7 protein-coding genes are annotated in these 13,390 nt (G+C 43.1%); 4 read left to right on the top strand and 3 right to left on the bottom strand.

Annotated features, from left to right (window positions below; genetic code table 11):
• The 3 genes from Q3C19_RS17105 to Q3C19_RS17095 all read right to left on the bottom strand — a co-directional run.
• The coding region (locus Q3C19_RS17105; RefSeq protein WP_302730973.1) for a 6-bladed beta-propeller at positions 1-1,242 on the bottom strand (1,242 nt) is incomplete at its 3' end.
• 234 nt (positions 1,243-1,476) lie between these two features.
• Entirely contained in the window at positions 1,477-2,106 is a 630-nt protein-coding gene (locus tag Q3C19_RS17100; RefSeq protein WP_302730971.1) for a hypothetical protein, read from the bottom strand.
• Entirely contained in the window at positions 2,106-3,236 is a 1,131-nt protein-coding gene (locus tag Q3C19_RS17095; RefSeq protein ID WP_302730969.1) for a hypothetical protein, read from the bottom strand. Before Q3C19_RS17095 ends, Q3C19_RS17100 begins: the two co-directional genes overlap by 1 nt.
• 851 nt (positions 3,237-4,087) lie before the next feature.
• Between Q3C19_RS17095 and Q3C19_RS17090 the strand changes: the two genes are divergently transcribed.
• The 4 genes from Q3C19_RS17090 to Q3C19_RS17075 all read left to right on the top strand — a co-directional run.
• The gene (locus Q3C19_RS17090) at positions 4,088-8,968 is read left to right on the top strand and encodes a RecQ family ATP-dependent DNA helicase (RefSeq protein ID WP_302730968.1); all 4,881 of its coding nucleotides are present in this window, start codon (positions 4,088-4,090) and stop codon (positions 8,966-8,968) included.
• Positions 8,969-9,049: 81 nt separating this feature from the next.
• A complete protein-coding gene (locus tag Q3C19_RS17085) occupies positions 9,050-9,646 on the top strand; it encodes a hypothetical protein (RefSeq protein WP_302730967.1) in 597 nt (198 codons plus the stop codon).
• 549 nt (positions 9,647-10,195) lie between these two features.
• Positions 10,196-12,169, top strand: a complete 1,974-nt coding sequence (locus tag Q3C19_RS17080; RefSeq protein ID WP_302730965.1) for a hypothetical protein — start codon at positions 10,196-10,198, stop codon at positions 12,167-12,169.
• Between the two features lie 154 nt (positions 12,170-12,323).
• Positions 12,324-13,390 (top strand): RNA-binding domain-containing protein (locus tag Q3C19_RS17075; RefSeq protein WP_302730963.1); only part of this gene is annotated, 1,067 nt, incomplete at its 3' end.

Below are 13,390 nucleotides of genomic sequence, written 5' to 3'. Positions count from 1 at the left end.
GTCTTTAAACTCATAATACAACAGCACCGGATTGGAATCGCTCTCCAAACTCCTTATCAATTCTTTATTGACAACTTTATCAGACAACTGACCGGACTCGAAAAGTCTTTTCAACTCTGCCAATTGCTCCGTATTATAAAAGTAAAACACACCATCGGCATCCGCGCACAAGTACCCGGGAAGCGTAACGCCGTTTTGCTTGTTTCCTGCAAAAAAGATATCGTCTTTCTGTGTCTGGAAAATAGAAGTCTGACCACTTTTCAGATGATGGCGTACTTTAAGAAGCGATCCTCCATAACAATTAAACCAAAGATAGCCCTGATGAACATAGAAATTGCAAAAGCCCCAATAGACCTTCTTCTGTGTCAGGTGCATATACTGCTGCATCATTTTCTTGGTGAGCGCAACGGGGTCGCCAGACGAATGCAAATTGCTGTCCTTGAGCAGGTCGTCGCGTTTGATCACTTTTTCCCCATGAATAGCCAAAACAGGATATACTTCCCCCTCACGAATGGCCATGACGGTATCCATCAGCGCCGTACAGAACCAAAGTTCATCCCCGACACGAGTAAAAGGGGTACCAAAATTCAGAAATTCATTTTGCCAACCTTGATTATATGAATCATAATCCAGCAGGCTGGCAGTCATTTTGCCAGCTTGCAACAGATCTATCTGGTGCAGCAGATAATAAGGAGTATCGCCCTGTGCAGGCCAATGGTTCGACTGGTAAGCATAAAGAAAATCAGACTGATACGCTATATCGGCATAAAACGGTGGGCCGTCTAAGGATATTTCATCCTCAAAAGTACCGGTCAACAAATCATATCTCAATATCTTGTTGCGTGATGAGTCGTACAGATACAGTTTCTTCTTTTCCTCGTCAACAGTAAAGTCTCTGCAACCGGCATATTCACCGGGAGCCGGACCATTGTTCCCGAATTTTCGGATAAAGGAACCGTCTTTCTTGAAAGCATATACTCCTTCCGCCCGACGATCCATTAAATATAACGTATCGTTCACAGGCACCATCTTGCTGATGCTCGACAGCAAAACGTCTTTGGTTTCTAAAGGTATCAGACGAACATCTTTGAACAGTTCGGAATATCTCCATTGTTCAGTGGAAGCGCTATCCATATTGATGATACCTGCCTGTGAATGTACAAGCAAGGACCCTTGAGACTGACAGGCTACTACGGCAAAACCCAATACAAAAGCTAAAAGGAAAAATAGATTCCGTTTCATTTACATTACCTCCTACGAGTTCAGTCATGTTTTTATTCGCTGCTCTCTTTCACAAAGAAAAAGAAAAACGGTTAAAAAAGCAAGAAACTGAACCGAAAAGTCATATTGAAAATTCTTTTTTTCCACAAGTAGCAGCTGCGTTTCACCAAAGGCTACATTGATAATAAGAAGTCCAACAAAAATAAAGATTTATTCTCTTTATTTTATCGTAATAATCAATACAACCCTTTTTTATTATAGCGAATATTCCAATTTGAAGTACCTATAAAACTCAAGGCATACTTCTGCATAATTAAATTTCGTTCCATATCTTGGGAATTGCTTCACAGCGAGATATGTTTTCACTTGTTCTTTTGATAAATGCAATCCACCATTATATAAAGTTGCCCAATAAACCAATTTCTCTTCGTCTGTGTTAAAGCGTATATCTGCTGTTTTTATACGAACCGTTTCAATGAAAAGCAATAAATATGCTATTTGACCATCCAAACATGATAATCTTTGTATTCTATCATTCCTTTTCTCTCTTTCTGTCTTTTGGGAATTAGTGAATAATGACTTCTTTCCGGCTTCCAATATTTCGGCAAAACGGGGTTTCATCTGAAAAGGGCCAATACTGAAATTTCCCCATCCCTTTTGCACATACATTATCTTCAGCATGCCAGTTTCCAGTTCGTCCCTTACTTGAGAGTATTGGGTGACTTCCGGTGCTACAATACTCATAGCAATTATAGCCTCTTCTTTAGTAAGTGCATTACACAACTTATCTCTTACCTGTCGGTCCAAAAAAGAGATTGCTTCTTTCGTTTCTTGAGGATAGACAGAAAAATAGCCTGATAAAACTATAGCACAAGTAAGTAGCATTAAATTTTATAACAATATGATACTAACTGATTTCCTTCCAACGTTATCCAACAGAATGCATTTTCTGTTTTATCATACCAAGCATATATAGCACACTCTTTCCCAAATTTCTGATTATCAATCATTACATACGGATAATTGATATTCGAAATGAAATAATGACGTTCAGACGGATCTATTATCTCATATACCCGATCATGATAAAATGAATTTTTAAAGAATGACTGATAATCTGTTCTTTCCTCAATTTCTTTCAGAGGTTCAATTTGCTGTTTTTTGAAATTGAAAACTTCGTCAGAAGCCAAAATCTTCATGCTACCTTTACTGATATATACTTTCAAATCCCTACTCTCACCCAGATTCTGCTTGCTGCATACATTCAGTTCAGCCAAACAGGAACCATCATTAAAAACATACAGTTCACTTCTCCCGACACTGTCATTCGGCTGTAACGGAAGGTTATAATCTACGTTATCTATAGAGATATGTGCAGGAGTCAATTTTGCGGCATGAGTCTTATTCAGACTTTTAAATATATATGGCTGACTACTCCGACCATAAGTTGCTTGTAATGTATCTATCCTCATTTCTCCTATGTCGTATCCAGAAGATATGATACCGTCAAGATATATAAAATTATGCCCCATTTGCTGGTACGAAAAACTATTCTTGTAGAACCACGTTTTCATGGTTTCCTTAGAAAAGAGATGCCATAAATACCAAGTGTTTCTTGGATCCTGTTCTGATTCACCGCAAATAGGATAATTAATCTCTTCATAAGGCCCATACAGTTTGTTCTCTACCTTCAAATAATGATCTTTTCCTTGGGTATAAATAAGGATACATTTGTCGTAACTGTCAAAGTCGATATAATAACATGTGATTTTATCACAAGAAAATTTTTTCTCACCATTCCAGACAAATGTTTTTTTATGACTTAGCGTATCTTCTATGATACAGGCAAAAGACTGATCTTGAAACTTAATACTGGCCACATATTCATCGCAGAAAATGGCCTCATTCTCTTTCAATTCATAATGTACTTGACGTTCAATAGTACCTGCAAACACTGCTGAAACAAAGAATAACAAACTGATTGTTATGCCAACGGTAAACTCTATAATCTTCATGTTCTTTATATTTATGAGATTCTTATTCTGTTTTCTAAAAATACTAATGCATGAAAAACTGAAACATTCAGTATGTACCTATCATATACCAACAAAAAAGATTTAGCTATCTAATAACATAACTATAAATGCTTAAGTAAAGGCTACGTCATATCCACAAAATTCAAATTTATAGAAAATTTTAAAATAATCAAATAAAATAGCGGGAAAATCATAAAAGAATAAATCCTCGCCCGTGAAGTTTCACCACAACCACCTAACAACAAACAACTTACGGTGAAACATACAAAAAAAGCAATCCGCCCCATAAAATCGCGGTGAAAGGAGCGGTGAACCATTATCTTTCACCATATCTCACTGTTATTCAGCAATGAAGAACGGAGGTGAGGGCGTGAAGGATAAATCGGGGAAAACAGTTCTCAACAGGGAGAAAAGCCGGCTAAAGTCTATAGTTATCGTCCGAAAGTTTCACTTTACAACCGTCAAGTGCCTCTTTACAAACGGAAATAACCATCTGCTCCCAAAGAAACAGGAAGCAATGCGATGGTACACGACAAATAATGTCGGACAATCGGACAAGCAATGCCAGAGTGCCCGACAAGCAATGTCAGACCGGAACACAAGCATGGCTCGTGAGCCACGCAAGTGTTGCTCGTGAGCCGTACAAGTGTTTCTAGCAAACCGTGCAAGTGTCGTTCGCGAGCCGTACAAGCACGGCAGAACACACCGGTTTCACTCCCCGCAGGCCGGTTACGGGGAAAATAAACCGCCGAAAGTTTCGCTATCTACGCAATTTTTACGTAGCTTTGTGAAATACTTATTGGTTCCTTAACTCTTTACAAGAAAAAACGATGTCGATATGGAGCAGGCTCATGGGATGGAAAAACGCCGGAGACACCAACAAAGTCGCCGGCAAGGAGAATGTGCCGCCACCCGATGAAGCCCCACGTTACACCATTGTCGATGTGGAAGTCGGAGTAAAAGACCGGAAAATACACGACATCGGAGCACTGCGGCACGACGGTGCCACTTTTCACAAAGCCTCGAAGAAGGAGTTGTTCGACTTCCTGCGTGGTACTGACTACATCTGCGGACACAACATCATCCACCACGATGCCCGATACCTGTTTGCCGACACCACCGACAGCCGTCCGCTGGTGGACACCCTCTACATGTCGCCCCTGCTGTTTCCCGAACGTCCTTACCACAGGTTAGTGAAGGACGACAAATTAGTAAGCGACCAGATGAACAACCCGGTGAACGACTGCCTGAAAGCCCTGAACCTGCTGCAGGACGAGATAGCGCAATGGAATCTGCTGCCGGAAGGAAAACGCCAGATCTATGCATCACTGCTGAAAGGCCAAAAGGAGTTTGAGGGTTTTCTGCGTATGGTAGGAGCCCGACCGACGGAAAAGGACACGGCTGAAGCCATACGAGACCTGTACGAAGGAAAAATCTGCGGACATGCCGACCTGAACACCCTGATCGGAAAGTATCCGTGCGAACTGGCATACGCCCTGGCGCTGATCGACACCACCGACCATCGCTCCATCACTCCGCCGTGGGTGCTCTACCAGTATCCGCTGGTGGAACACGTCATCCGCCTGTTGCGGCATACCCGCTGCAACGAAGGCTGTACGTACTGCAACAGCCAGTTGGACATATTCCGCAACCTGAAAAGCTTTTTTGGCTACGACCAGTTCCGCACCTACGAAGGCGAACCGCTACAGGAACAGGCTGCCGATGCGGCAGTCAAAGGCAAATCGTTGCTGGCCATCTTCCCTACCGGCGGAGGCAAGTCGCTCACCTTTCAGCTGCCTGCCCTGATGGAAGGCCGCACCGTGCATGGGCTGACGGTCGTCATCTCGCCGCTTCAATCGCTGATGAAGGACCAGGTGGACAACCTCGACGAACGGGGCATTACCGACGCCGTAACCATCAACGGCCTGCTGGACCCCATCACAAGGGCACTGTGCATCCAGCGGGTGCTGGAAGGTGAAGTGTCGCTGCTGTACATCGCCCCCGAAATGCTTCGGTCGAAGACCATCGAAAAGATTCTGCTGGCACGCCACGTCGTCAGGTTTGTGATAGACGAAGCACACTGTTTCTCGTCGTGGGGACAGGATTTCAGGGTGGACTATCTGTACATCGGCAAGTTCATCCGCAACTATCAGGAAAAGAAAGGCTGCAAGACGGCCATCCCCGTGTCCTGCTTCACGGCTACAGCCAAACAGAAGGTAGTGCAGGACATCTGCGACTACTTCAAGCAGACATTGGATTTGGACTTGCAGCTGTTTGCCTCGACAGCATCGAGAAAGAACCTGCGCTACTCCGTGATACATGCCGACACGAACGAGGACAAATACTCCAAACTGAGAAGTCTGGTAGCCGAGAATCCGTGTCCGACCATCGTCTATGTATCGCGCACCAAGCGCACCCGCGAACTGGCAGTCAGGCTGACCCGCGACGGCTATCAGGCCCTGCCCTTCAACGGCAAGATGGATGCCGACGAGAAAGTGGCCAATCAGGACGCCTTCATGAACGACCAGGTACGCATCATTGTAGCGACTTCGGCTTTCGGCATGGGAGTGGATAAGAAAGACGTAGGTCTGGTGGTACATTACGACATCTCGGACTCGCTGGAGAACTACGTGCAGGAGGCTGGACGTGCCGGTCGCGACCCTCACCTCAATGCACGCTGCTACGTGCTGTATAGCGACAACGATTTGGACAAGCACTTCATTCTGCTGAACCAGACCAAACTGAGCATCAGCGAAATACAACAGGTATGGAAAGCGGTGAAAGACCTTACCCGTCAGCGCATGAGGGTGTGCTGCTCGGCGTTGGAAATTGCCCGCAAGGCGGGATGGGACGACTCGGTATCGGACATCGAAACCCGGGTGCGGACGGCCCTGGCTGCTTTGGAGCAGAGCGGATATTTGGTTAGAGGAAACAACGTACCCCATGTTTATGCCACCGGTATCACGGTCAACAACATGGACGAAGCCCGACAGCGCATATCGGCTTCGGTACTGTTCGGCAGCGACGAAATAGAGAAAGCGGTCAGAATCATCAAATCGCTGATTTCGCAGAAACACATAGCCAAGGCACAGGATTCGGAAGCAGAATCGCGCATCGACTATCTGGCCGACATACTGGGGCTGAGCAAAGGCGAAGTGCTGTCGGCTGTAGAACGGATGCGGCAGGAAGGCATTCTGGCAGACAGCAAAGACATCTCGGCTTACCTGCTCGACGCCGGCAGTTCGGAACGAAGGTCAGGGCAGTTGCTCGAACGCTTTGCAAAGCTGGAAAGGTACATTCTGGACAACATACCCGACGCCACCTGGCGGATATCGTGCAAACAGCTGAACGACAATGCCATCAATGCAGGAATAGGCACATCCAGAGAGAAAGATATCCGAACCCTGCTTTATTTCCTCACCATCAAAGGTTATACCCGCAAGAAAGAAGACGCGGCACACAACCTGGAAATCAGTCTGCGGGTCGACAGGGAAGCCCTGCTGAAGCGTTTCGAAAGGCGGCTGGAAATCAGCCGGTTCGCCATCGAGTGGCTATACCGTCTGGCTGCCGAAGCCGGGAAAGAGCCTTCGGACGAACAGCAGGCCATCCAGTTCTCGGTAGTGGAACTGCTGAACAGCATCAAAGCCAATCCGCAGCCCCTCTTCAGCGGATTAGACGAACTGCAGTTAGAGGACGTAGAAGAAGCCTTGCTCTACCTGTCGAAAATCGGCGCACTCAAGCTCGAAGGCGGCTTTCTGGTGCTCTACAATGCCATGGACATCAAAAGACTCAAAGACAACAAGTCAAGATACAAGCAGGACGACTACCGGATGCTGAACGAATTCTACAAGCAAAAAATACAGCAGGTACACATTGTAGGCGAATATGCTAACCTGATGGTGAAAGACTACAACGCCGCCTTGCAATACGTGCAGGACTATTTCCAGATGGACTACAAGAAGTTCATCGCTAAATACTTCAAAGGAGACAGAGCCGGCGAGATACAGCGCAACCTGACACCCGGCAAATACCGGCAACTGTTCGGCCAGCTGTCACAGCGGCAGAGAGATATCATCTCCGACCGAGACTCACGCTGCATCGTGGTGGCGGCAGGCCCCGGAAGCGGAAAGACACGGGTATTGGTTCATAAGCTGGCCTCGCTGCTGTTACTCGAAGACGTCAAACACGAACAACTGCTGATGCTGACCTTCTCACGAGCAGCGGCAACGGAATTCAAGCAACGGCTGATGGAACTGATCGGCAACGCCGCCCACTTTGTCGAAATAAAGACCTTCCATTCCTATTGTTTCGACCTGTTGGGACGGATAGGCAATCTGGAAGAAGCCAAAAACGTAGTAGCCAAAGCTGCCGAAATGATAGAACAGGGCGAAGTGGAACCCAACCGAATCGGGAAAACGGTACTGGTGATAGACGAGGCACAGGACATGAGCGACGAAGAATATGCACTAGTACGTGCCCTGATGGCCAACAACGAAGAAATGCGCGTCATTGCAGTGGGCGACGACGACCAGAACATCTACGAATTCCGCGGTTCGGACTCGGAATACATGTACCGCCTGACCAAGGAAAGCGGCAGTCGGTTTATCGAAATGACCGAGAACTACCGAAGCGCACGCCATCCGGTCCGTTTCGCCAACGAATTTGCCAAAGTCATCCGAAAAAGAATCAAAACTACCCCTATCCTCTCCATGCGAGAAGAAGACGGACGGGTGGAGGTGACACACCACTACTCGGCCTATATGTATCAGCCACTCGTCGAAGACCTGATCAGTCACCGTGGAAACGGTACCTCGTGTGTGCTGACCCAGACCAACGAAGAAGCCGTCATCCTGGTAGCCCTCTTGCGGAAACAGGGCATCAGCAGCAAACTGATACAGACGATGGACGGCTTCCGCTTCTGGAACATGGCCGAGATGAGATACTTCCTGAAGTACATCGACAAACAGGTAAAAACGCCCCTCATTCCCCAAGAAACGTGGGACGAAGCCAAGCGTGCCACCTTTGCGACATACGAAAGAAGCCAAAGCCTGACATACGTGAAGCGGTGCGTGGAACTGTTCGAACAGACCAACCAGGCAAAATACGTCAGCGACTTCAAGGAGTTTGTGTTTGAATCGTCGGTCGAAGACTTTTGCGACGTGTCGGGTGCTGACGTTGTCGTATCGACCATCCACAAGGCAAAAGGACGTGAGTTTGACGACGTTTACATGCTGATAGCCGACAACTTCCAGAAAGACGACCGACTGATGCGGCGATATTATGTAGGCATGACCCGCGCCCGGAACCGGCTGTTTATCCACACCGACGGCGATTGCTTCAGCCAACTGCCTGCCGACCAGCACCTCACCGACTCACGCCAGTATAGCATGCCCGAAGAAATTGTGCTGCAACTCTCGCACAAAGACGTTTTTCTGGGATACTTCAAAGACCTCAAACGGGAAGTACTGGCACTGAGAAGCGGAGACAGCCTGAAGTACAAAGACTTTACGCTGTACGAAACATCAGGCAACAAGCCGGTAGCCCGACTGTCGACAAACATGCAAACAGTAATATCGGAATGGAACAAGAAAGGCTACGAAGTAAAGTCTGCCTCCGTCCGTTTCGTTGTGGCCTGGAAGCCTAAAGATGCCCCCAAAGAAGAACCGGAAACAGCTGTTCTGTTGCCCGAGCTGGTGTTGTCGCGAGGATGAACATTGTTTCGTTCTTCCTTATAAATAAGCATTGCGTAAAAATCTTCAGTCCACTGCATAAAATGTAGTAAACGAAATAAAATGAAACTATTGAATATCAAAACCTTAAAAAAGATTTTCTATAAAAGCAAAACAGTAAATACCGACGTCAGGTATTATAAATTCATCGTAAAAGGGAATGATAAAGGAGGAGTACTGTACGCTCCCGATAGCTGGCCCTACCCTATCGCAAGAGACGGACAGGAAGTGAAAAACTGGGAATCGCTCGTCGTAGAATTAAGAGATGGAAAATATCGCCCTTTCCACATGTGTATAGGTGGAGCCAACATGGTCAACCAAGCTCTGAAGGATTTATTACAGTCGTACGTCACCTCTGCCAACGACATAGAGTTTCTACCTGTCAAGGCCATCAGCAAGGAATATGGCAATCAGATATATTACATCATGCACTTCAAAAAGATATTCGACGTAATAGATCCCCAAAACACCCTCTATGTAGAAGGAACAGATACGATTCTTAAACTAAGACTCGACTATAATAAGGTGAAATCACTAAATGTCTTCAACTCTCAACCCGTCATTAACGACATTATCGTATCGGATGAAGTCCGCAAAAGTATCCAAAAGAACAAACTTGACTTTGGATTAGAATTCATGCCAATATTTTGTGGGAAATAAAGAAAGAACAAACTTAACAGAATAAAAACAGAAACGCGGCTGCCTCAAGTTTCCTTGAAACAGTCGCGTTTCTTATTGTATAATGTACTGCTTAGAGGGGCTATTTTACTTCCTCAAAATCAATACGTTATATTCCTCAGCGACTTGCGTGAACGTGTTGCAAATATCATGCAAACCCGAAAATAAGCATCCATAAGCAACCACAGCTCTTTACTGCAAAAGTACAGATTTATTTGATAAATATCGTGATATAAACACATAATAATCAAATCAATGGGGCTATTTTAACAGAATATCCGGTTTTATCCTTACCTTTGTATATAGAACTTGGGCTTTATCCCCAAACAACAAAAAGAAAACGATGCAAATTCATAACAATACATTGATAGCGGAATGCTCGTCTTACGATTTCAAGGAAATGCTGGAGCGTAAGAAAGTAAAATCATGGCTTAAATCCATATCGGCTTTTATGTACGAAGATAAGTCTGGGAATGGACACGTGATTGTAGAAACGCATTTTCATTCATTTCAATACTACTTTTTTTATTTATGATGGAAAATCGAGTATGTTTTTATTCTCCGAATGATTTAAGCATCGGTTATAATCTTGAACTTGCAGAAAAAGCAATTATAAAGTATAAATCTGAGCCAGCTTCTACGTTAACAGACGTGATAGAGTTATTCCACATCAAGAAACTCATAGATAATGATTGTCGATTGAAATGTTGGTCAGACGTCATGTTTAATCAAATCAAAGAAGATATAAAAGATTATAATGATATTATTGCAAAACACTTTGCCAAGATAAATAGAAACTCTTTGGAGAACTGCTATGATGCATTAGCTTGGGATTACAGACAAGCATTTTGGGATATTATTGACCAATTCAAATTATTTAATGTTATAGATAATAATTTTGTAAAAAATACAGCAAAAGGCAAACAAAATGACTTGATAGAAATACTTCATTGCAGGAATGTCGTGGAAAAATTCAAAATAGAACTAAGGCAGATAATGCTTGAAGACAGTAATACGGCTCAGATTCTCATAAATCATTATATTGCCAAACATGACAATAAAACTGATAGAAAAATTCACCTTCCTTCAAATCTATCAATGGACGACAAGGTTAAAATAATAAACTCATATTTAGATAGCAAGGACCCTAATTTAAATTATGTCCGTCTAATTTGTCAGAATAAGGATGACAAAAATGGACTAGTATTAGATCCCCAAACGAAAGTAAAAGCAGAACGTCTAGCTCAAAAGTTAAACGATGAGTTTATGTCCGACAGTCGTACTGTTAAAATTTCGCATAAATTAGCTGTCGCATTTTCTAATGAAAACAATATAACACCAACAGACTATAGAGTCGAAGGAGGTTATCCTACTTATTTATACAGCATAAAGTATATTCGTTCCTGCAATTCTATAGATCTGGTGGAGAATTGCAAAACCTTATTCTATTGGATAAATCGTCACGGACTATTGGAACTCATCAATAAAAGTAGCGAAATAGATGGACTAGAGATTGCTTTTATGGATAAAAGTAAAAATGCCTATCCAGATTACAGCTATTTCCATCAAAAGAACGACTTGGCATTATATCAAATATGTGGGTACAACAAAGTATTAGCTCAATTAAACATGTCTCTTGAGCAAACGCTAAAAGAATTTTACGAAGTACATCTTTTCAACAAATATGGCTATCCTGCATTGAAATTGAACTACCCTAATATTGAAGATAGTTGGTTAAATAAATGCCGAATATTATTCCCTGAACTAGATTCTGTTGTCAAACAATATAACACCTATGTTCAGTATGATGAGATAGACAAAGATATCATTAGGTTAAGCAAGCCTTTGAAAATGACAGAAGGCAAAAGTCTTTTACTTAACAAGTATTATGAAATTAATGAAGACTCTTCAGAAATTCGTGTAATACTAAACTGCATTTTTGGTTCTAACACTCTACTTGGTTATGTTAAGCCCTTTAAGGAAAAGCATTACCATAATCTTTTTGATTTATTAAATAACGAAGAAGTATATTATGAATTCTATGAAGAGTATCAAAAAACTAACATAGATTTCCTTTTATCGCATGATGTCATAAAAAAAAGTAAAGACGGACAGCTATCTATGCCAGATAATGATTTTAAAATTATACTAAAATCACTATGGGAATATCGAGCTTGTTCTTATTGGCATTATTCTGAAAAAGGAATGAGGTACCTTGATGAGATGTTAAATAAAGGTTGGCTTATAAAAAATGACAATTTATTGACGAAAGAGGAGAAACGATACTTTAGCTACTACATGGATAATGGGGAGTTCACCAATGGATTTGCATATCGAAACCTCTATGCTCATGGTTGCATTATTTCTGAAGAAGATACAGAGAAACATCATATCGCATATTTGGTTTTCTTACGACTTTTAACTATACTAGTTTTGAAAATTGAAGATGATTTATGGTGCGCAACAAAAGCCTTTGTTACAGGGATATTATCAACCACAAAATGAGATATTTTAGAGATATAGAAATCTGTTGGAGTGAGTATTGCACATAAACCCATAGATATTAAGAATATCGTTATAGTTTAGCATATTCCCCACTTTTATCCATACATTTGTATATAGAACTTGGGCTTTATCCTCAAACAACAAAAAGAAAACGATGCAAATTCATAACAATACATTAATAGCGGAATGCTCATCTTACGATTTTAAGGAAATGCTGGAGCGTAAGAAAGTAAAGTCATGGCTTAAATCTGTGTCGGCTTTTGCCAATACGGACGGTGGCAGCTTGTTCTATGGAGTAAACGATGACGGAGTGATTGTAGGTTTGGAGAATCCGCAAGCAGATGCCGACTTTATCAGTGAAATGATAAAGGCTAGACTTGACCCAGTACCTGAAGTACAACTTATCCCGATTGAACATGAAGGACGTAACCTGCTTGAAGTAAAAGTAAAGGCTGGAACGCTGACGCCATATTATTATTATCAAGACGGAACACGTACAGCTTATACACGAGTCGGTAATGAAAGTGTAGAGTGCAATTCGCAACAACTTCTTTCATTGGTATTAAAGGGTACGCACATGACCTGGGATTCGCTGCCAACACAAGTGGATGCAAATAAACATTCTTTCGTTATCCTTGCCAACACTTTCCGTGAGCAAACTCATCAGGAATGGAATGATAAGTATTTGGAATCATTCGGACTTGTCACATCTGACGGTAAACTGACCAATGCCGGATTGCTGTTTGTGGATAATTGCACTGTATTCCAATCACGTATTTTCTGCACCCGTTGGACAGGACTTTATAAAGACGATGCTATCAGTTCCGTAGAGCATCGGGCAAATCTTGTATTGCTTTTGAAATATGGTATGGACTTCATCAAGAATTATACCATGAGCGGATGGGTGAAGATGCCGAACTATCGACTTAACCTCCCCGACTATTCAGACCGTGCTATCTTTGAAGGGCTGGTAAACCATCTTATCCATAGAGATTACACAGTAATGGGTGGTGAAGTACATATTGACATCTATGATGACCGAGTAGAATTGGTATCACCAGGAGCAATGCTTGATGGTACACAAATTCAAGACCGGGACATATACAAAGTGCCGTCTATGCGCCGTAACCCTGTCATTGCGGATATGTTTACTCAATTGGACTATATGGAGAAACGTGGTTCGGGTTTAAGAAAAATGAGGGAACTTACGGAGAAACTGCC

This window comes from Bacteroides sp. ET489, assembly GCF_030518095.1.
GTDB classification, from domain to species: Bacteria; Bacteroidota; Bacteroidia; order Bacteroidales; family Bacteroidaceae; genus Bacteroides; species Bacteroides ndongoniae.
This window is presented reverse-complemented; position numbering and strand designations above follow the sequence as displayed.